Raw genomic sequence first — 19,768 nt, forward strand, 5'->3', positions numbered from 1 at the left:
TCGTCCTGAGCCAGGATCAAACTCTCCATAAAATTTATGAAGAACTTTGATTGCTCAAATTTCTTACTCTCATTTGACGAGTCATTGGCTGTTCCTTGTTGTTTAGTTTTCAAAGACCAGGGTTCATTTTGCGCCCGTTCTCAGTCCTTTAATCCTCGAAAAAATCTTTCGCATCCCTGAGCGCTTGATTATATTATCATACTGACGGCAAAGTGTCAATCTAAAAAAAGCCTTATTTTTATTTCCTTATTTTGCTGTTTTTTCAACTGCTTTTTCAACCGTTTTTGTTCCAAAATTTTCATTATAACTCTCAATCTTTGCAATTCAACTACCTTTTATTTAAATATTATATCTTATTAAATACAATTTATTTAATACAGACTTCAAGCCTCACAGACGACCTTCTTTCCGGCCCGTTCAACTCTTATCACTTTCATGCGTTGCCCATCACCTCTGTGAGCTGTATCTGAGCACATAGGCAAAAAACTCCTTTTACAGGAGTTTTTGCAATCGATAATGTTCCGGCATGCTCTTAGTTTTCGACATTTTTTGTCATGCTTTTGCCAAATACATCTTCTTTTATTTTATAACATTTCTTTTGAACAGCTATGACCAAATCCCGAAGTATATCCAAAAAAGCACCCACCGGACAAAATCCTACGCACCATAATCTTCGGAAGAAAAATGCCGATATAAGTGCAGCAAACAGGATATACCACAAGTGCTTCTGCGCTTTTAAGTCCAGTCCAAAGGCGACACCAAACGGCTCATAAGTTATCGCATTGGCCTTGGTGGTTATCACCGCTCCCAACAGAACCGCAAATAATAACAGATTGCGTAATCTGACCAGCCAAATGCGCGCTTTTCCCAGCGGTATGTTTTTACCGCTTATTCTATGCGCGGCCTCTTGCAGTCCACAAAACGGACAGACATAGGTGCAGTACAAGTTTTTACCAGTGAAAAGAATCGGTATGACAACCCCCGCCAAAACAATATAAAATAATAAGTTTATTTTGGGCGAAGGCAAATACCCTAAAAACAGCGAAGAGAACTGGACCACAGACAGCGTCCTGTTTAGCCAAAACCCGAGAATGAGCGTACTGACTCCTAAAAATAGCAAACGATACCTTTGAAGTTTCTTGACTTTGTAAATAACAAAACTCATTGCAAACAGTAAAATTGTCACAATCTCTTTAGTACCAAATTCCCATTCGATCACCGGCTGTTCCGGATTCAGGTGAAACACCTCACGGGCTATGCTGTGCGCGGTCTCCCTTACGCTGTCACTGACGGCGCGGCTGGACAAAGTGGCCCCGGATACGGCATCCAGGTCCTGCTTTAACATCAGGACACTGTTAACGGGTAAGTCATTATATTGTTTGTAGTAGTACCCGCTGGCCGCCAGCCGCATCAGAAAAGAGGGAGTTTCATTGTTCTCCAAAATGACCGGTTCTCTCAATTTACCGGAAGAGTCCACAATGGTCCCTACCAGCATCGGACCGCCATAGCCCGTATGGGAACTCAAGCCAATATAGGCGACAAGCTCACCCGCCCCATCAAAAGCTTGAGCCGTTCGGTCTGTCAACGGCTCAAATTTTGCTGCTTCCGGAAGCAATTGTTTATACAGACCAACTCTTATTTCCTCATCCATTTTCTGCTGGCTAATGCCATAGATATAGCCCCCCAGCAACAAGAGTACGGCCATCCCTGTGATAATCCACTTTTTTCGCATTCCCCTAAATACCTCCGCGAGGGTTAACATCGATAGTATCATAATCCCTTAACGTTTTGCCCGACAGGCTACTCAACGCTGACTTTGTTTTTTGCCCCGCTAAAGAAGAGCCGGTACAATACAACACCGCTGATCACGAGCAGGGCCAATAATGCTGCACCGCCACGCAGGGTCGCCCCTGGTTCCCCCTCACCGATCGTTGTTCCGATAAAGCCGAAAACCAGTAGAAACGCAATGCTCCAGAAAATGGAGAGCGTCCATTTCCACCAAGCAAATTTTTCACCCTTTTCTTTTAGATAATTGAACAGGGCATAAATTACTGTCAGAAGGCTGACTAAGACCAAACCGTTAATAATAAATTCAAACATACCTTTGCCTCCTCGCCCTAATTTTCTTTTAAGAAATCTTTGGATTCAAAGAACCACGGCTTCTCGCCAACGAGGTAATCAAATTGACGCGTTCCCTCCTTATAATGATAATGTTCCGGCGTGTTCACCCCATAGAAAGCCTTTTCCATCCAGGTCAGAGTGGAAGCGGTGATGCCGGTGCGGTCGCGTACTGCAATATCTCTGGCAGTGGTGTGCAGCCAGTTGGATTCTTTAGAAAACGGACATACCGCAAGACAAACACGGCAGCCTCCGTTGGGAACCGACATCCAGAAATTATGGCAGGTAGAGGCATTGATCTGCCATCCGTCATATCCGCGGCCATTAATTTCCTTGGGCCCGTCGAAGGAAATAGAACCGCTTGGGCACTGATCAGCGCAGATTTTACAATTCATGCAGAATTTTCGTATCCCGACGTCGATCGGCTTGTCGGGCTCTAAAGGCATGTTCGTCACAACCATACTGGGACGGAAATTCGGCCCGAACTCTGGCGTGACGACGACGCCTAACCGTCCCTGCTCGCCTATTCCAGCAGCCACCATATGCGGCGGCATAATGTACTCATAACGCGCGTGGGGGGAGTTTTCCCTGGCGGGATAACCGAGCTTTTTCACAAACTCCGCCATTCTGGCGCAGTGCATACTGGCATTACCATAACCTTCAAAGGTGTGAAAAAAAGAAGGGGCGCCTTCCCGGGTCTCCCACGAAAGAGGTATACCCATAATAATGCCATACTGCCAATGTTCCGGGATATCGACCGGTTCCCCGTATTTATATCCACGGCCATCTCCGGGTGCGTGTTCATAACTCCATTCGGGATTGAGCTTGACAATGCGCACAAGGGGTGAGCCAAATAAGGCTCCAATTTTTTTAATCAGCCTGCTCATTTCTTTGGGATCTTTGATCTCATATCTTTTTTCGGATACGCCCTGAAAATCGCTGTCCTTGGCAGCAACTCTGGAAACGTGTAAACCCTGACTATACATATGGGCGTTAACGTAAGCGCTGGCTAAAGCAATATCGAAGGATGCCTCCATATTGATCCTTTTGTAGAATGGCATGACCTCCAGGAAATATCTCAAATCTTCCACAAAAAAGTTCCAGCCTTCACGGTCAAGGACACCCTGATAGAATGCCACCAGATCCTTATCTTTAAGAATACTTAAAGGCGTCTTCGTCAGATCGTTTACATCTACTGCGGTTTTAAGATAATCTTCGAAGGGCATGCCTTCCGGTACGTCAAAAGCCCTGCTAAGGTTAGTACGACGAAGCATGGTATCTGCGTACTTCTCTACGCGTTTCGGCGTCCCTACCTTATTGAACGGCATGTGATCAATTTCAAATGGGGTGCGGTCAAACCGTCCTTTCTCCGGGTCGTAAGCTTCCTTCTCCCAACCCGTCTTGGCAGCTGGGTCAATCGCGTTCAGATAGCCGGTAATCCCAGCAGAAGCAGCACCTGTCGCCGCCGCCGCTACCCCTACGAGCTTAAAAAATTCTCTTCGATCCATATCTTCTTCTCCTTTAATTTTAATTGTTTTTAGTTTGAGAAGTTCTTTAAACTCTCCTGACCTCCCTTCAAACATTAAGTTCTGGCTTTAGACTTATTTCCATGCTTTATCATCCAGTATACTGATTTTTGAAATTTGAATATTAGCTATACTTAAGATTTGAAAAATTTATGGTTTCAAGCAATAAATAGAATGATAAAGAAAACCCCGAAAGCACTGCTTTCGCACTGATATGAACGAGGCTGTCAAGTGTGCCTCTTTAAAATCTTTTGGTTTTATCTTGGAAAGACTAACTATGGCTCTTTCCAATCATGGAGGATAGGGCAATGCTGGAGAGCAACCCGAGCGCCATGATTGGGTTCTGCTACAACGGGGAACTGGATTACCCCCGGTTCCCTCTTGAATTTGAAACGTTGTAGGAGAATAAACTCTTGGGGCAAAGCCCCAACCTATTACACTCTCCTTTTAAAGACACGGCACGAAGGCAAACAAAACATCGACGGTGAGCAGTCTGATATTCGTGGGTTTGGCTATCCACATTAAATCTCTCCGTCGGGGGAGCTAAGCCACGAACTTGTGTCGTGCATTCAAACGTCAATGACATCTTAGCACATGTGCGAATCGTGGGTTCTCCTTTACGGATTTTCACGTTTGCCTTCGGGCCCTACCTTCAACTGGGTGTTCTTTATTCGTTATCGTTGAATCTTAAGACACGGTCTCTTTCTCCAGTTCATTGGCAATGGCCCAAACAAAGCCTGCTAATTCACGGGCCACTGCTGAGACGACTTTGCCGGGAGGTTTGCCCTTGGCCATAAGTTTAGAGTATTTACCATGCAAACGATGTTGAGCCTTCCATGCCATAGCTTGAACCTGAGGGGGGAGTCCTTCCTGTCTTTTGAGAAGATTCCCTTTGAGTGCCGGTTGATATCGGTAACTCCAAGCAGCCTCGACCAGCAATCGGCGAACATGGGTATTTCCTGCCTTGGTGATCGCCCCCTGTCTCCGTCTTTCTCCACTGGAATATTCGCTGGGAACCAGCCCGGTATAGCTCATCATGGATCGAGCACCTTCAAATCTAGTAAAGGAACACACTTCAGCCACTAACCCTATCGCTGTAATCTCTGCTACTCCCCGTAGTGATTGTAATCCTTGAATGATAGGGGCTTTAGGGCTATACAGGGCTTGATGATGCATTTCCTGTTCTATCCGTTGTAAACGTTGCTCTATCTCGTTGAGATGGTGGAGGTATTCCTGAAAGACCACACGAAGGGCTGCATTACTCCATTCTAAACGATTAAGCCACTTACGATGCGCTGCAGACCAATTTCTGACGTTCTCTGGAGAAGTGATGTTATTGCGCATAAGAAACTTGGTGAGGCGATGCCTTGCTCTGAGTTGATCCTCTTTAGCATCTTCCCGAGCCCGGACTAAGTCACGAAGCGCTTCATCCTCTTCAGTTGGAACATAAACAGAGGTCAACTCTCCGGCACGCAAAAGCTGGGCTAAACGCAAGGCATCACGACGGTCCGTCTTGACCCGTTCCCCGGGTCGTTTTGGAATGAGTGACGGGGCCACAACAACACATTCAATGTCCATACTTACCAGCAAACGATACAGCCAATAACCCGTTGGACCAGCCTCATAGCACACCTTGAGTTGTGAGGAGTCGCCTAGTTTCTTAAAAAGTGTTCTTACGGCTTCAGGTGTATTAAGAACAACTCCCCAATAACGCGGTGCTCCACGACCTTCGTCAGCAAGAGCGACAGCAATCTTTTCTTTTGAAACGTCTAATCCTACGTATTTTGTGGCATCCTTCATAGTATGGCTCCCCTTTCGTATGTAGCTCTGTTTTGGTTCGGCCATACTAGTTTGTACCAAAACAACCTACGATTTACGAAAGGGGTGCCTCGTTCATGATAACTTGTTGCTTCGCTGAGTTTTATATTTTTTCTCATAAAAAGCGAAGTCGCTGGTTGCACTTATGCTGGAGGAAAGTCTGCAAGGTCGTTATGCTTACTGAAAGTGCAAAAAAGATAATCCCCCTTCAACAGAGGATTATCTTTTTTAACTTATCGCTTTAAGAGGAACACAAAACATCTTTTATTCAGCAATTTATACTATGATTAATGAGTTTTTTAAGCTTCGGCAAATCGTAGATCAAGATTTTCTTAGAGGTCTTCCGTAAAACGCCTTCTTCTTTTAACCATCCTAAAATTTTACATACCGTAACAGGATGAACTCCTGTTATTTCGGAAATCGTCTTCTGGGTCAATTTAAGATCGATTTCATAGCCATAATTCACGAGCTTGCCTTGTGTTGTGCATAACTCGTCGATAAACCTTAAGACCCGGGAAGTCGGACTGTAAATATCCATTTCCTTGGAGACATTCATGAAGAATCCGCATTTACTGGTAAAATTTTTGAGAAACTCTCGATGTGCTTCTTCATCTTGTTTAAAAATTTCAAAAAGCTGTCTTTCCGAAAAAAAGCAGACTTCACTGTCTTCTTCTGCGACAATATGGCTGAGGGCGGCCATTTCAAATGCAAATAATCGGTTAATCACACAATGGCGTCGGGCATAATACATTAATTTTTCTTTCTTTTCTTCAAGGAAATAAAGGCTCACTTTTCCCGAATGAACATAAATAACTTTTTCGATCGATTCTCCGGGCAAAACAATTGTATCTCCTCTGGAGTATTTACAGACTACTCCCTCCGAAACATACTTTTGGAAGCTTCTTACAGGATAAAAGTTATCCGGCACAATACAATAACTCCTATTAGCTTGCATTAGCAATCCCTCCAAAACTTGTCCCTACCCAACAAAGAATAAGCGTGCACTACTTTTCACTATTATTTTAGCACACGATTCGACACAAAAAAATTAGTCAGGACTAATTTTTTTGTGATTTTCGATTTTATTCGGGTCCGTTCTGACCAGGAATGGGATTTTTATAACTGCACAAAAGCCTGCAAACCCATTTTTGTGAAATGATCTACAGGCTTTCTTTATTTTCTTATTTCGGGTTATACAAATAAAGATTCTTATGAGACAGGTCTGCTTTGATGAAAGCATATTCCTTATCTGATAAATCAAAGACCGCTTTAATGGCTGCATCTATTTCTTCATAATAAGGAGAGATATGCAGAGGAACATTGCAAGCCAATAGTTTATCCACTTTCTCAATAATTGAGGATTGCTGCTGTTTATCCACCAAGGGAATCGGCAGCCTGGCCAGCGAAGAACGCAACACTTTAACGGATCGAAAACACTTACTGTAATAATATTGAATAACCCTGGAGTTGAGAATAGCCAGGATATATTTGATATTTAAGCCTTCTAGTTTAGGTATCACGATATTGGCACTGTTTAAAGTCAGTGTCTGCGAATTATCGTAAGCGAAAACCAAACTCCCGCCAATAAAGCGATAAATTAATTTCTCCTTAGCTCTGTAGAGATCAATCGGCGCTATCTGTTGGAAGCTCTTGGGTTCAAATCTTATAAAATTTTGGCCGGGGAGACATCGATATTTATAAACATCGCTCCCTCTATAAATGACTTCCCTGTCGTCGGATTGGATATTGGAAAGGAATCTTTTATTATCACCGGTTACAATTCCTAAAGCAAAGTCAGCGTGATCTTTTAAATAAACGACCTTCCCAGGGGATTCAATTCTTTTGATCAAGGATATCTCATCATCGGTTAAATCAAAGTTCCAATTGGATAAATCCAGTTCTCTATCTATGTTAATCCTAAAAGTTCTGCTATTGGTAACAACCTCAATTCCTTTAATCTCAAACCCCTGGTGCTTTTTTTGAAGAGTCAGGGCCATAGCCGGACATTGCACCCCATCAAAAGCATCGTCCCAATAGCGGATGCGTTTGATTTTAGCGTGATCCACTAAATAATCTCTCAGCGGCTGATGAATTTTAACATTGAGAAGTGACTGAGGCAGAACAAAGCTTACAATTCCGCTGTCTATTGCGGTCTTTAAGGCATATTCGGTAAATACCGCAAAGGATTCGACGGTTTTCTTGCGGGCCGAAACGTAAGCTTTTTTTAGTGCTTGCCGGGCTTCAGCATCATAATTAAACCCCCAGGGTGGGTTGCCGATGATGACATCAAATTCTAAATTAGATTTGCGCGCTAAAGGATCCTTACACAGAAAATTTTTATATAAAACCTCCAGGTTATCCGTTTTGGATATTAAAGCCATATTAATGCGGGTTAAGGATACGCTTAAAGGACTGATATCATAACCATATATTCCGTCTAAATTTTTTATGTATTTATAGACATGCATAAGAAAATTTCCCGTCCCACAGCAGGGATCGAGGAGCCTTATTTTTTCATGAAGAAAAGGTTCAAGATGATCCACGCTATCTTTCACAACAGCCAAAGGAGTGTAATACACGCCCCTGGATTTGCGCTCACCTGCATTCTGCAGGGACATATACAAAAGTCCCAATAGATCTTGCTCCTCAATGTAATCCATGGGAAGTGACAATGCCGTTTTCAAATGAAGAATTTGCCCTTCCAGATCCGAGACATTCTCCAGAAGATCATCGATGAGCATGGAGTAAGATCCGAACAGCTGCTTGGATTGAAGATAGAACGAGAGTAAACAATGCCTTGGAAATTCTCCTGACTCCGTAGAAAAGAGACCGCGGTTAAACAGCAGTTTTAATGCATATTCCGCCAATATCACCCGCTCGTAATCTTCGGGTAAATCAACACAATTCATATGAGCAATGATATTCTCAACATTTTCAATCCCTTTTTTATTTTGAATATACGTCCTGGGTATAAAAGTCCCCCTGATATAGTTTTTATTGCGTCGGCTCTTTAACTTGGAATTACTGCCGTCTTTAAGTTCTAATAATAAAGCCTCAATATCTTTTTTAAAAAAAAGATTTCTCTTTTCCCCGCTATCACTGGGTTTAAGAGTGCTGTTTTTGATCCAGTTTATGGCCGTAGCCTTAGATATAGACAAAAGATCGCATACCTCATTGAGTTCGATTAAGCCTTCACTAGTCAAGTTATCCACCTTGCCATTACCCTTATATTTCTCTTACCTTCATTAATACCTTAACATTCAAGTTGACGGCTTTTCTTGGCGATCGATATACTGCCAAAGAAGCCAGGCACTGCCAAAAATTACTGCCCCGGTCAGCAATGCCAAACTAAAGCGCCTGGGATATTGAAGCAAATGCCAAAAATCATGACCAAACCAAGATTCCCAAAGGATTATTGGAATATTTCCGATCAAGGTGGCCAGAAAAAAAGAGCGAAACCTGATCGGTGAGACGCCGGCCGCATAGTTAACTGCAGCAGCCGGCAAGACAAAAATAAGCCGGGCCAGAATAATCAAGGAAAAGTTCTTGGAATCGGAAAGTTTTCCCCATTTGCCAAGCTTGTTCAGATGGGGGCGAGCCCATTCCTGACCGAGCAGCCGGCTGATAAAAAAGGCCAGAGAAGAACCTAACAAACTGCCGGTAAGAGAAAGCAGGAAGCCGGCACTCCAGCCATAAATCACAATATTAATACCTGCCAAGAGGGCAAAAGGGATAATAGGAAAAAACATCAGCAAAGACAATGCCAGTAAATCCAGCAGAACCCCTTTCCATCCCAATTCCAAAATCAAATCCTGAAAAAGGTCAGGATGTTGGATATGGGGATAGAGCAAACCAATGATGACCAATGAGAATAAAAGAACGATGGCCGAAGTCAGTTTTTTGCGGGACAAAAGTAGCCCTCCCTACTTTTCAGCTATTACTGCAAAGTATATCCGAAAAAATAACTTCCTACAATCCAGTTCATAAAAACATTCCCGCAGCTTGATCATCGGCACACGATAAAGCTGATAGGGAATTTATGTCCGGTAATCACAGCTTCAGAGCAGATTGTCAATCCCTGATTGCGCAGAAAATCCTGATAGGACTGATGGGTCCATCGACTAAACGTTTTGAAACCAAAGGCCTCCATCAGTTTTTCCAGCGGCTTTGATTGTAGTTCATCTCTGGTAAAGGTTGGCGCTATCATTATACCTCAAACCTGTGCGAGTTTTTCGCATTATGCCGGAGCTGGATACCCCCTAATTTTTGCTGATTATGGAGGTGAAGATAAAAATTTGCCCGTTTTGAATTGACTCATCTAGATGAATAAATTTCAAAACAGGCAAATTTTAAACTTATATAATATGTCTATGGGGTGACAAGCATCCGCGCTTGATTAATAAACTCCTGGTTGATAATTTAATCCGCTGTACTTTATTATAAACTATTCAAAACCCAATCCGCTCACAGGCAGCCAAAGCATCGGCCTCTGTCGGATCATGGGTCACCAGCAGCACCGTCTTGCCCTCGCTTCTGCGCCGCGCATCCTCCATGACCAGAGCCTTGGTCCCGGTGTCCAGCCCCTTGAAAGGCTCATCCAAAAAGAGGATATCATAATCAGCCAGCAAAGCCCGGAGAATAGATACCCGGCGGCGCATCCCTCCGGAAAGCTCCCGGACGGGCTGGGAAGCGCATCCTTTCAGCCCCACAGACTCCATGGCCGCCACGATCTCCCCCTTTTCCCGGTGCGGGCAAACGAGACGAATATTGGCTACCGGGCTCAGATTCTCGCACAGCCGGTCTTCCTGGAAAACCGCGCTCCGCCGCAGCCCGGCAAGGCCGCTGACCGCACCGCTGTCCGGCTCTTCCAGCCCCATCAGGATGCGCAGCAGCGTGGTTTTGCCCCGGCCGGAGGGGGCCATGATGCACGTCGTCCTGCCCCTGGGGATCAGGGCAGAGAAGTTGCTCAGCACCAGGTTCTCTCCGTAGGATTTGCACAATCTGTCCAAAATAATAGCCATCCTTCGCCTCACATCCTTTCCAGCCGGGCCACGCCCCGATCCACCAGAGCCAGAAACAGTTTTTCAAAAACCAGGCTGATCAAAACGATCACCAAAGTCCAGGCAAACAGGTCGGGGGTATCCAGATAAATTTTGGCGTGATACAGCTTTTCACCGATAGAACCCTGGGGAATGCCGATCACCTCCGCCGCAATGCCCGATTTCCAGCACAGGCCCAGGGTTACGGAACAGGCTGCGCGAAAAAATGGGAGCACCTGAGAGAGATAGATGTAGCGCATCGTCCGGCCGGGGGGCAGGTCAAAAAGCCGGGCCATTTCCAGAAGCTGAGGATCAGTGGCTTTGATGCCGTCCAAGACGTTGGTATAAATGATCGGCAGAACCATAAGAAAAGAGATCAGCACCGATAGATTGCGGGACGGTACCCAAATCAGAACCAGAATAATGAAGGAGGCCACAGGAATAGCTTTGATGGTAAGCATGGCGGGAGCCAGGAGCTCCTGAATCCGTTGAAACCGGGCGGAGAGTGCGGCCAGGATCACCCCGGCCGCCGTGGCCAACAGGAATCCCGACGCAATCCGCCCCAGGGAAAAAGCGATGGAGTGCCAAAAGTCGGCCACTTCTGCCAGTACGACCAGCCGCTGCAAAACGGAAACAGGGGATACCAGCAGTACCTCCTGTCCCAGAGCCATGCTGCCGGCCTGCCACAGGGCAACCCAAAGCAGTACGGCCCAAACCTTGATGATCCGGGGCTTCCCCTTCCCCTTATCGGCTGTAGTAGAATTCATCGGCGGGCAGCGTCCCTCCTACTGACTTGGGATTTTGCTCAAAGAGAACGGTAAGATAGCCTGAGAGCTTATCCTTCATGCCGCTCCCCTCGGCAAAGGTAATATTGCAGGCGGGCAGAGCCTTCACCGCTACAGCAGCGGGAACAATAGCGTATTTTTCAACCAAAGCGGCAGCATCTTCGGTGTTGCCGTTCACGAAATCAACAGAGTCCTTATAATGATCCAGGAAAGCAGCAACAGCCTCCGGATGCTCCTTGATAAATTCCGTCCGGGCTACCACCACGCCGGTGATCAGAGCAGAAGGGTTCGCCCCGCCGGCTTGAATCTTATCCCACTCTTTAGTCAGATCCAGGGCAACCCGGATCCCCTGGTTTTTGGTCTGGGCAGTGGTGACAAAAGGCTGGGGCAGCATGGCAATGGCATTTTCAGAGGCAGCCAAAGCAGCCACGCACTCGGCATGTTCGCTCTTCCATTCAATGGTCACATCCTTGGCCGGATCGATACCGTTCTCAGCCAGAACATAATTGAGGGCGTACTCGGGGGTGGCACCCTTCCCGCTGGCGTAGATCGTCTTGCCCCGCAGATCCTCCACAGAGCTGACGGTATTGCCGCTCTCCACGATGTAAAGGACGCCCAGGGTGTTGATAGCCAGCACCTTCACTCCGCCTTTGGTGTTGTTATAGAGAACGGCGGCCAGGTTAGCGGGGACGGCGGCAATATCGGCTCCCCCCTGCACCAGCTTGGGTGTGACTTCATCCACTGCGGCGACGATGGAAAATTGGTACCGGTTATCCGTAATCGTACCGGCATCGGCATCGTTCATAAACTTCACCATTCCCATGGCGGTGGGACCTTTAAGGGCCAATACCTTGACATCGACAGGATCAGCGGCTGGGGTTTCCAACGGGGTTTCAGCCGGATTCTCAGCCGGGGTGGCGGCCGGGGCTGCAGGCGAACCGCAGCCGGTGAGCAATGCACCGGTCATGACCAGACTGAGCAGAACAGAAAGCAGTTTCTTCATAAGGTCTCCCTCTCTATATGTTTTATTTGGAGCCGGAAGGCTGGTACAGGATGTGTTCCAGACCGGCTTGATCCACAATCACGATTTCCTTGTCCGCCAAGGCTAAAAGGCCTTGGGATTGCAGGAAGGCCAACTCCCGGAAAAGGGCTGCCCGGCTCACATCCAGACGGCGGGCCAGGTCTTCCCGGGAGCAGTCCGGTATGACTCTTCCTGCCTTGTCTTGCTGGGACAGAAGATACCCGATCACTTTGCCGCGGCAGGATTGGATGGTCAGCATCTCAATGCGCCGGATCAGGAACTGGATTTTCCGGTTGCAGAGGGCGGCATAGCGCAGGGCAAAAGCCGGGTCCTTCTCCATTACGGATACCAGCACTTGTTTGGGAATAAAAATCAGAGTTGTGTCCGTGCGGCAGCGGAGAACCGTCTCCATCTCCGCCAGGGCAAGGAGATTGCAAATGCCGAAGCAATCCCCCGCTTCCAAAGCGTTAAGCTGTACGTCCCGCCCGTCCAGGGCTACAGAATAGACATCCACGATCCCCTCAACCACCAAACCCACGGAAGTAATGCCTGCGGGACGGTCGCTGACGATCTGACCTCCCCGATAACGGTGCACCAACATCAGCCCAGGATCGATGCCACAGCCCTGCAGAAGTGGTGAAGTTTCTATAGATGAGAGGATTTGCTGCCTTGTCATGGACACGCACTCCTTCTAGTTAGCATAATCTAACTTTTTGGGAATATTGTACCCCTCCCCCCTTGGCAAAGTCAAGAGAAGAAATCTGTGTCCGCAGTCTCATCTGATACTGACAAAAGAGCGGTCCTTGTGGTAAGCTGACGCAAACTGCAGCAAGGGGAGTTGAACACCAAGCCATGCCTAAAAAGAACATTCTGTTTTCCGGTTCCTCGGCAGTGGGAAAAACCGCAGTGATCAAGGCCCTGATACCTACCCTGCTGGCAGGGGGAGCATTACCCTGTGTCTGCAAGATTGATTGCCTGCAGACCGGAGATGCCCAAGTCTACCAGGACATAGGGCTTCCCTGTGTCACAGGTCTCAGCGGGGATATCTGCCCGGATCATTTTCTGGTTTCCAACCTGCCCGAGCTCTGGAACTGGGCGGATGAACAACACAAGGATACACTTTTGATCGAGACAGCCGGACTCTGCCATCGCTGTTCTCCGGCTACAGAGGGCATGACAGCAGGCTGTGTGCTGGACTGTACCTCCAGCTGCCGGGCCCCCGCCCAACTCGGTCCCATGCTCACCCAGGCTGATTTTGTGGTCCTGACTAAAATCGATATGGTCTCCCAGGCGGAGCGGGAGATCATCGCCTGGCAGGTACAGCAGCTCAATCCAAGGGCTGTGCTTTTCCCGGTGGACGGCCTGACCGGTTACGGCGCTGACCCACTGGCTCAATGGCTCTTGGAGCATGAAGACGGGTCAGAGTTTGAGAATGACCGGCTGCGGCACACCATGCCCAGCGGGGTCTGCTCCTACTGTGTGGGAGAGCAGCGGGTCGGCAGTGCCTATCAACAGGGTGTGGTAGGAAAAATCAACTTTAAGGAAGCTGAACAATGAACACGATCACGATCCTTGGCGGCCGGGATAAGGCCGGAAAAGCGGAGGGTCTGGACCCTCTTATCCTCAAAAAAGGTGAAATCTATACCATTGTGGGCAATACCGGTTCGGGCAAAAGCCGGCTCATTAAGGATGTGGAGCAGCTGGCCGACGGGGATTCCATCACCGGGCGCCGGGTGCTCCTGGACGGTAAGCCGGTTCCCCGCAGAGAGCGCCAGGCAGTCTCTGCCGGACTGGTAGCCCATCTGGGCCAGAATATGCGCTTTATGCTGGACATCTCGGTGGGGGATTTTGTGAGCCTCCACGCTCGTTGCCGGGGAAAACAAGTTGGCCTGGAGGCAGTATTGAACCTGGCCAACTGCATCACTCCAGAGCCTGTGGTGCCGGAGCAGCACTTGAATCTACTGAGCGGAGGCCAGGCCCGGGCCCTGATGATTGCCGACCTTGCTTTGATCTGTGACAGCCCGGTGGTTCTGATCGACGAGATCGAGAACGCCGGCATCGACAAGGAAAAAGCCCTGGAACTTCTGCGCCGCCAGGATAAGTTGGTTCTGGTCGTTACTCACGATCCCCATACCGCCCTGATGGCGGAGCGGCGCATCGTCATGGGCGGCGGGGCTGTCCGCGCCGTGGTGGAGCGGACGAAAGAAGAATTGACCCTCTTTGCCCTGCTCAGCAGGGACTATCAGCGGCAGCGGGAGCGGCAAACCCTCTTGCGGAAAGGAGAGCATTTAATATGACCCCCGTTTTACTGTACTGGAACCATGTGTGTATCCTGCACAACCAGGAAAAAAACTTTCTGGAGGGGCTGACCGCCCGCCTGAAGGAAGAAAGGATCGCTCTTGAGGTGCGCTATTTCGGCCTGGGCTATCCGGAACATATGTCGGAATACCTGGCTCGGCCCGATGCTGTTTTACCCGATCTGATCGTCTCAGCCGATCTGGAGGTGTTCGAAGACAGCCGCATCTTCAAAAAGCTGGAGAGAGATCTTTACCCGGCTGCCACATGGCTGCCGTTGCGCCAAGGTCCCGCGTTGGATTCGGTCCGGCGCGGCACCCGTCTTCTCCCCTTCCTCTCCATCCCTCTGGTGTATTACACCAAAGACACCTCTCATTGTGCAGGCAAGCGTCTGTCTGAGCTCAAGGGTCTGGCCTTTGGGGGGATCAATAACTCGGCGGGAAAAACCTTGGTCAAAGCAGTGTGGAGCCGCTACGGAAGAGGGGCCGCCCTAAGCTTGCTGGAGAGCGGGGCCGTTTCCGATATGCCCATCGGTGCCTTTCAACAAGTGCGCCTCGGTCAGAGCCCTACCGCCCTGGTCCCTTCTCTTTACGCGCTGCGGGCGGACGGGGAACGCTCCTTCCTCCGCCGGCCGGCGGAAGGACCCCTCTTGATTCCCTCCTATTTCTGCGCCCGCAACTCCATACCGGAGGATGCTGCCCGGCGGATAGCGGCGGAAATCCTCTGTCCGGAGCTGTGTGATTTTTATGTGGAAAACGGGGATCTGATCCTCTATCCTTCCTGCACCACCGGTCACAGCCGTCAGGAGGGGGCCCGCTATTTCACACCCGCTCCGGAGTGGTATGAAACAGTTTCAGCGGAAGAATTCTACGCTCTTTACGGAGCAATGCTGCCTACCGCCCATATACCCTGACTAAAGCTTCTTGAGCGATGCTTGAATTCAGCACCGTATTGCTTTTAGTATTTTCCTACTATAGCAGTAAAACATATACTTTTTCGAAAGCAGAATCAAAACACAGTATCAACTATTGTAGGAACCCCTATAGAGCCACGTAATCTGAATAAAAAGCACAGCCGTATTATTAAGGCAGCCGGATCAACTCAATCCGCATTCATGACTTAAGGCACACTGTAGCCACAATTTTACTGGACGACGGAGAAAACCCTGTTAACGTGAGCAGCCTCCTGGGGCATGCCAAAACCAGCACAACGTTAGACATATATGGTCATAGTTCATTGGAAGGAAAGGCCAAAGCCGTATCCCGATTGAGTAACAAAATAAAAGCTGTAAAATAACCAGGTCATTGTGATATTCTGGTAGATAAATTTTTGAATGAATTGGTAATATTTATTGACAACGTTCATATAATATAATACATTGTATTTAAATATAAAAATATGGAGTGAAGAATATGGCTCAAACAACACTTAACGTCCGCATAGATGAATCAGTGAAGCAGCAATTTGACGCCTTTTGCACGGATGTGGGTATGAATTCTTCTGTCGCGGTCAATTTGTTTGTCAAAGCGGTTCTTCGTGAGCGCCGTATTCCCTTTGAAATCGCAGCAAGTGATGATCCTTTTTACTTTCAGGCCAATCAGGAGAGGCTCAAAAAATCCCTTGAACAACTTAACGCTGGTAAAGGAACTGTTCATGAATTGATCGAGGTGACAGGTGATTAAGGTTTGGTCTGATGAAGCTTGGGAAGATTACCTATATTGGCAGACACAAGACAAAAAAACGCTGAATCGGATCAATAGGCTGATACAGGATATTGACCGCAACGGTCATACCGGTATAGGAAAAGCCGAACCGTTGAAGCATGAGTACCATGGCTGCTGGAGCAAGCGTATCGACGAAACAAACCGCCTGGTTTATCGCATTGAGAATGGCCGACTAGAAATCCTCCAGTGCCGAACACATTACGGCGACAAGTAATCGAAAGAAAGGAAACCGATCGGAATCCATAGCATATGTGGGGGCTGGTCGGTTTTCATGTGCTTAACTATCTGATAGCTTTTCCATCTGATACATGATGCGGTCATAGCAGTTAGGGTACAAATTGTACCCTAATTTTAATTTGGCTTCTTATCGTGTGAGTGCCATTTTTTCCTTTTATTAAAATGTCGTCAGAATGTCGTCAAGGCAATTTTGGGCATAAGAAAACAAAAAGAAAAAACGCTGCAATCTCTTGCAGCGTCTTACTTTCATTGGAGCGGAAGACGGGATTCGAACCCGCGGCCCTCGGCTTGGGAAGCCAATGCTCTACCACTGAGCCACTTCCGCATTGAACAGGAACAGTATTAATTATAGCAAAAAATACTAATTCGTCAAGCTTTCCCTTGCTGTAAATTCTTCAGCACTTTTCTTGCCCCTGAAATGGTCATGGGAATTTCGTCCATCGCCAAGCCGTCTTTGAACTTTAGAATCTCCATAAGATGGCCTATTCTCGGTAACCTAAGATTTACAGACCGCAGCATTTCCCGTTTGGCAAAGACCTCACTGCAGGTTCCTTCTAAGACCACTGTTCCTTCATCCATAACAAAGACCCGATCACAATAGAGAGGCACAATGTCGATATCATGGGTGGCGATCAGGATGGTTAGATCCATCCCTTTGAGCGTCTCTAAGAGAAGCTCCATGATCTCCGAAATTCCTTTGGGGTCCAGCCCTGCTGTAGGTTCATCCAGTACCAGGACCTGAGGTTCCATAGCCAAAACTCCGGCAATAGCGACACGTTTTTTCTGTCCAAAACTGAGGGCATGGGTGGGCTTATGGCGAAGATGGGAAATCCCCGTTCTTGCCAAAGCATGCTCTACCCTTCTCTGCACCTCATCCTTAGGCAATTGGAGATTCAGCACTCCATAGGAAACATCCTGATAGACGCTTGCCGAAAACAGCTGATTATCCGGATCTTGAAACACCATGCCCACAGCCTGCCTAAGGTTCATGAGCCCTTTCCGGGAGTAATCAACAGGCTGACCGCCAAAAAACACCTCTCCTGAAGAGGGTTTCAGAATTCCGTTCAAATGCTGGAACAGGGTGGATTTGCCTGCCCCATTCCCACCTAGCAGTGCTGTAACCTGACCCTTGGGAATCACTATATTGATTCCCTTAAGAGCGTGAGTTCCATCAGGATAGTGGTAGTGCAAATCTTTAAGTTGTATGATGTTATCCGGCATGATGCTTTCCTTCATTCTCTTTCCTCAAATCTTTTAGCAGATCTATCATTTTAAAAATAATGTCAGGAAGACAAACGCTCCATTGATCACTACGGCCAGAAGCACTAAATTTCTATTATTCTCATAGCTTTCCTCCAGAACCTTGATCTCTCCGTCATATCCTCGGGCCTCTAAAGAAGTATACAGCTCATTAGAGCGTTTATAAGCACGAATGAACAGGACAGATACCAAACTCCCCATTGAGCGATACCCGGTTTTAAGATTGACATAGCCCAGCCGGGAGTTTTGAGCAGTCAGCATGGTGCCAGCAGTCTCTAAAAGCACGAAGATAAAACGATAAATAAGTCCCATCATTTCCACCATAAGTTTGGGCAGCCTGAGCCTCCTCAATACGGACAGCAAATCCACCATGGGAGTGCTTAGGGATAGAAAATAGAGGCAGGATACAGAGCCGAGCACCCGAAAAAAGAGATTAACCCCTTCCCGTATCCCATTTTCTGAAATGCCTACCCAATAGCCTGCTATGGAATAGGCCCATAAAAAGCTGTAAACATCACGAGAAATATTAACGGCAATTGTAAAAATACCGATCATTAAAAACGACATAGGAATGATCATCAATTTTAGCCATACAGAGAGAGGTGCCCCTCCGAAGAATATGGCAACTCCACTCATGAACATAATCACGGCTATAGAAACAAACAATTGATCGGCCCACAGACACACTCCCAGGGTCAAGAAGGCAACGATGAATTTTTGCATAGGATCAATCGTTTTAAGTCGAGAAGCATAGGCATAAGTATCCGTATTCAGCATATCTTTGCAGCCTCCTTTACCCTTTCAGTGTGCACTTATTCATTTGCCGGTTTCCTGTTCCATAGGGTTCCAAGTTGTTTAATCGTGTTTACTCCGGCCCTTATAATAACCTAAGCCAAAACCGATGACTCCCGCTCCCAGGCCTGCTTGAAGGGCAAAGAGCAGGCTCTCGATTTCCCCGCTGGCCGGCTCAAAGAAGGGGGAAAACCAAGGCTCATAATCCTCCTGAATATTCAGGATCTCTTCCTCGGCCAAACCATCCGCCCCGCCGAATTCAGCGTCCTGGACAAGAACTAAGGGAATAACGGTTATAGCCACTACAAGCAGGAATAACAACACATTAACCTTAAAAGTGGATCGTTTTGTTTGTTCTACACCTGAATTAGCCATTGTTATACCTCCTTTGTTAACAGCTTGAGATCTTGCAGCTCACTTTTTCCATAGCTGGCCAGTGCGTTGAAGATGATGACAGTCAGAATCCCCTCACTGATCGCTAAGGGTATCTGAGTCACAGCAAAGATACTGGCAAATTTAGTAAGAGAAGCAGCAAAACCGCCCACTTCCGAAGGGAAGGCAAGGGCCAATTGAATGGAAGTCATGACATAGGTGGCCAAATCGCCTAAGGAAGCGGCCAGAAATACACCTAACCATTGTGGTCCTTTAAATTTTTGTACCAGTTTATACACGCCAAAGGCTACAAAGGGACCAACCACTGCCATAGAAAAGGTATTGGCGCCTAAGGTGGTCAATCCGCCGTGGGCCAGCAGCAAGGCCTGAAACAAAAGGACAATAACGCCGATAACTGCCATAGCTGTGGGGCCAAATAGGATGGCACCAAAGCCTACTCCGGTTGGATGGGAACAGCTCCCGGTAACCGAGGGTAATTTAAGAGCAGAAAGCACAAAAACAAAAGCCCCGGCCATAGCTAAAAGAATCTTCAAGCGTGGATTAAGAGAAATGGTTTTCTTAATCGAAAAGATACCCAACACGACAAAGGGTATTGCTAAAGCTCCCCAGGCAATGGCCCACCCCGGCTGTAAAAAACCTTCCATAATATGCATAGCCGATGCTTTATAAGGAATAAAAAACATCATCAAGACTAAACCAATAAAGAGCTGTATACGTTTGTTCATACTCCCCACTCCTTAATTTTTGATACGAACAATCA

At 47.3% G+C, this 19,768-nt stretch carries 21 protein-coding genes and 1 tRNA gene; 6 read left to right on the forward strand and 16 right to left on the reverse strand.

The window, feature by feature from the left end:
- Window positions 1-532 precede the first annotated feature (532 nt).
- From DESLBE_RS03605 to DESLBE_RS03660, 11 genes are all read right to left on the reverse strand, one after another.
- Window positions 533-1,732 (reverse strand): 4Fe-4S binding protein, encoded by a 1,200-nt coding sequence (locus DESLBE_RS03605; RefSeq protein ID WP_144675182.1) that lies wholly within the window; start codon window positions 1,730-1,732, stop codon window positions 533-535.
- 68 nt (window positions 1,733-1,800) lie between these two features.
- The gene (locus DESLBE_RS03610) at window positions 1,801-2,100 is read right to left on the reverse strand and encodes a hypothetical protein (RefSeq protein ID WP_015944122.1); all 300 of its coding nucleotides are present in this window, start codon (window positions 2,098-2,100) and stop codon (window positions 1,801-1,803) included.
- Window positions 2,101-2,117: 17 nt separating this feature from the next.
- Complete coding sequence (locus DESLBE_RS03615) at window positions 2,118-3,626, reverse strand: reductive dehalogenase (RefSeq protein WP_172625365.1); 1,509 nt, start codon at window positions 3,624-3,626, stop codon at window positions 2,118-2,120.
- Window positions 3,627-4,331: 705 nt separating this feature from the next.
- Complete coding sequence (locus tag DESLBE_RS03620) at window positions 4,332-5,444, reverse strand: IS110 family transposase (RefSeq protein WP_144675186.1); 1,113 nt, start codon at window positions 5,442-5,444, stop codon at window positions 4,332-4,334.
- Window positions 5,445-5,730: 286 nt separating this feature from the next.
- Window positions 5,731-6,417: a Crp/Fnr family transcriptional regulator gene (locus DESLBE_RS03625; protein WP_144675188.1), complete on the reverse strand. Its 687-nt coding sequence runs from the start codon at window positions 6,415-6,417 to the stop codon at window positions 5,731-5,733.
- Between the two features lie 226 nt (window positions 6,418-6,643).
- Window positions 6,644-8,665 carry a TaqI-like C-terminal specificity domain-containing protein gene (locus tag DESLBE_RS03630; protein ID WP_144675190.1) on the reverse strand — a complete coding sequence of 674 codons (2,022 nt, stop codon included), beginning with the start codon at window positions 8,663-8,665 and terminating at the stop codon, window positions 6,644-6,646.
- Between the two features lie 57 nt (window positions 8,666-8,722).
- Window positions 8,723-9,373 carry a VTT domain-containing protein gene (locus DESLBE_RS03635; RefSeq protein WP_144675192.1) on the reverse strand — a complete coding sequence of 217 codons (651 nt, stop codon included), beginning with the start codon at window positions 9,371-9,373 and terminating at the stop codon, window positions 8,723-8,725.
- A gap of 537 nt (window positions 9,374-9,910) precedes the next feature.
- A complete protein-coding gene (locus DESLBE_RS03645) occupies window positions 9,911-10,483 on the reverse strand; it encodes an ATP-binding cassette domain-containing protein (protein ID WP_005812244.1) in 573 nt (190 codons plus the stop codon).
- Between the two features lie 8 nt (window positions 10,484-10,491).
- Window positions 10,492-11,268, reverse strand: coding sequence for an ABC transporter permease subunit (locus tag DESLBE_RS03650; protein ID WP_144675194.1), 777 nt, complete (start codon window positions 11,266-11,268; stop codon window positions 10,492-10,494).
- Entirely contained in the window at window positions 11,246-12,289 is a 1,044-nt protein-coding gene (locus tag DESLBE_RS03655; RefSeq protein ID WP_144675196.1) for an ABC transporter substrate-binding protein, read from the reverse strand. The genes DESLBE_RS03650 and DESLBE_RS03655 overlap by 23 nt, the downstream gene beginning before the upstream one ends.
- Window positions 12,290-12,311: 22 nt before the next feature.
- On the reverse strand, window positions 12,312-12,983 hold the full coding sequence (locus tag DESLBE_RS03660) for a Crp/Fnr family transcriptional regulator (RefSeq protein ID WP_018212816.1): 672 nt from the start codon (window positions 12,981-12,983) through the stop codon (window positions 12,312-12,314).
- A gap of 176 nt (window positions 12,984-13,159) precedes the next feature.
- On the opposite strand from DESLBE_RS03660, the gene DESLBE_RS03665 reads away from it, so the two are divergent.
- The 6 genes from DESLBE_RS03665 (at window position 13,160) to DESLBE_RS03690 (ending at window position 16,540) form a co-directional block, all read left to right on the forward strand.
- Window positions 13,160-13,864, forward strand: coding sequence for a GTP-binding protein (locus DESLBE_RS03665; RefSeq protein ID WP_144675198.1), 705 nt, complete (start codon window positions 13,160-13,162; stop codon window positions 13,862-13,864).
- Entirely contained in the window at window positions 13,861-14,604 is a 744-nt protein-coding gene (locus DESLBE_RS03670; protein ID WP_005812258.1) for an ATP-binding cassette domain-containing protein, read from the forward strand. Before DESLBE_RS03665 ends, DESLBE_RS03670 begins: the two co-directional genes overlap by 4 nt.
- Window positions 14,601-15,515 carry a hypothetical protein gene (locus tag DESLBE_RS03675; protein WP_144675200.1) on the forward strand — a complete coding sequence of 305 codons (915 nt, stop codon included), beginning with the start codon at window positions 14,601-14,603 and terminating at the stop codon, window positions 15,513-15,515. Before DESLBE_RS03670 ends, DESLBE_RS03675 begins: the two co-directional genes overlap by 4 nt.
- Window positions 15,516-15,748: 233 nt before the next feature.
- Complete coding sequence (locus DESLBE_RS26880) at window positions 15,749-15,898, forward strand: hypothetical protein (protein ID WP_242660003.1); 150 nt, start codon at window positions 15,749-15,751, stop codon at window positions 15,896-15,898.
- A 116-nt stretch (window positions 15,899-16,014) separates the two neighbouring features.
- The gene (locus tag DESLBE_RS03685) at window positions 16,015-16,284 is read left to right on the forward strand and encodes a type II toxin-antitoxin system RelB/DinJ family antitoxin (RefSeq protein ID WP_005812262.1); all 270 of its coding nucleotides are present in this window, start codon (window positions 16,015-16,017) and stop codon (window positions 16,282-16,284) included.
- Complete coding sequence (locus DESLBE_RS03690) at window positions 16,277-16,540, forward strand: Txe/YoeB family addiction module toxin (protein WP_005812263.1); 264 nt, start codon at window positions 16,277-16,279, stop codon at window positions 16,538-16,540. The genes DESLBE_RS03685 and DESLBE_RS03690 overlap by 8 nt, the downstream gene beginning before the upstream one ends.
- A gap of 273 nt (window positions 16,541-16,813) precedes the next feature.
- Here DESLBE_RS03690 and DESLBE_RS03695 read toward each other — a convergent pair.
- The 5 genes from DESLBE_RS03695 to DESLBE_RS03715 form a co-directional block, all read right to left on the reverse strand.
- Window positions 16,814-16,888: transfer RNA gene (locus DESLBE_RS03695), tRNA-Gly, on the reverse strand.
- A 44-nt stretch (window positions 16,889-16,932) separates the two neighbouring features.
- The gene (locus DESLBE_RS03700; protein ID WP_172625513.1) at window positions 16,933-17,784 is read right to left on the reverse strand and encodes an ATP-binding cassette domain-containing protein; all 852 of its coding nucleotides are present in this window, start codon (window positions 17,782-17,784) and stop codon (window positions 16,933-16,935) included.
- 45 nt (window positions 17,785-17,829) lie between these two features.
- Complete coding sequence (cbiQ, locus tag DESLBE_RS03705) at window positions 17,830-18,600, reverse strand: cobalt ECF transporter T component CbiQ (protein WP_005812266.1); 771 nt, start codon at window positions 18,598-18,600, stop codon at window positions 17,830-17,832.
- Window positions 18,601-18,678: 78 nt separating this feature from the next.
- Window positions 18,679-18,990, reverse strand: coding sequence for an energy-coupling factor ABC transporter substrate-binding protein (locus DESLBE_RS03710; RefSeq protein ID WP_005812269.1), 312 nt, complete (start codon window positions 18,988-18,990; stop codon window positions 18,679-18,681).
- Between the two features lie 2 nt (window positions 18,991-18,992).
- Entirely contained in the window at window positions 18,993-19,733 is a 741-nt protein-coding gene (locus DESLBE_RS03715; RefSeq protein WP_005812271.1) for an energy-coupling factor ABC transporter permease, read from the reverse strand.
- Window positions 19,734-19,768: the final 35 nt, after the last annotated feature.

The sequence above is a fragment of the Desulfitobacterium sp. LBE genome (assembly GCF_007830365.1).
In the GTDB taxonomy this organism is placed as follows: Bacteria; Bacillota; Desulfitobacteriia; order Desulfitobacteriales; family Desulfitobacteriaceae; genus Desulfitobacterium; species Desulfitobacterium hafniense.

Coding starts and splice junctions, on each gene's coding strand:
- DESLBE_RS03605 (WP_144675182.1), bottom strand. CDS start 1,732: ATGCGAAAAAAGTGGATTATCACAGGGATGGCCGTACTCTTGTTGCTG.
- DESLBE_RS03610 (WP_015944122.1), bottom strand. CDS start 2,100: ATGTTTGAATTTATTATTAACGGTTTGGTCTTAGTCAGCCTTCTGACA.
- DESLBE_RS03615 (WP_172625365.1), bottom strand. CDS start 3,626: ATGGATCGAAGAGAATTTTTTAAGCTCGTAGGGGTAGCGGCGGCGGCG.
- DESLBE_RS03620 (WP_144675186.1), bottom strand. CDS start 5,444: ATGAAGGATGCCACAAAATACGTAGGATTAGACGTTTCAAAAGAAAAG.
- DESLBE_RS03625 (WP_144675188.1), bottom strand. CDS start 6,417: ATGCAAGCTAATAGGAGTTATTGTATTGTGCCGGATAACTTTTATCCT.
- DESLBE_RS03645 (WP_005812244.1), bottom strand. CDS start 10,483: ATGGCTATTATTTTGGACAGATTGTGCAAATCCTACGGAGAGAACCTG.
- DESLBE_RS03650 (WP_144675194.1), bottom strand. CDS start 11,268: ATGAATTCTACTACAGCCGATAAGGGGAAGGGGAAGCCCCGGATCATC.
- DESLBE_RS03655 (WP_144675196.1), bottom strand. CDS start 12,289: ATGAAGAAACTGCTTTCTGTTCTGCTCAGTCTGGTCATGACCGGTGCA.
- DESLBE_RS03660 (WP_018212816.1), bottom strand. CDS start 12,983: ATGACAAGGCAGCAAATCCTCTCATCTATAGAAACTTCACCACTTCTG.
- DESLBE_RS03665 (WP_144675198.1), top strand. CDS start 13,160: ATGCCTAAAAAGAACATTCTGTTTTCCGGTTCCTCGGCAGTGGGAAAA.
- DESLBE_RS03670 (WP_005812258.1), top strand. CDS start 13,861: ATGAACACGATCACGATCCTTGGCGGCCGGGATAAGGCCGGAAAAGCG.
- DESLBE_RS03675 (WP_144675200.1), top strand. CDS start 14,601: ATGACCCCCGTTTTACTGTACTGGAACCATGTGTGTATCCTGCACAAC.
- DESLBE_RS03685 (WP_005812262.1), top strand. CDS start 16,015: ATGGCTCAAACAACACTTAACGTCCGCATAGATGAATCAGTGAAGCAG.
- DESLBE_RS03700 (WP_172625513.1), bottom strand. CDS start 17,784: ATGCCGGATAACATCATACAACTTAAAGATTTGCACTACCACTATCCT.
- cbiQ (WP_005812266.1), bottom strand. CDS start 18,600: ATGCTGAATACGGATACTTATGCCTATGCTTCTCGACTTAAAACGATT.
- DESLBE_RS03710 (WP_005812269.1), bottom strand. CDS start 18,990: ATGGCTAATTCAGGTGTAGAACAAACAAAACGATCCACTTTTAAGGTT.
- DESLBE_RS03715 (WP_005812271.1), bottom strand. CDS start 19,733: ATGAACAAACGTATACAGCTCTTTATTGGTTTAGTCTTGATGATGTTT.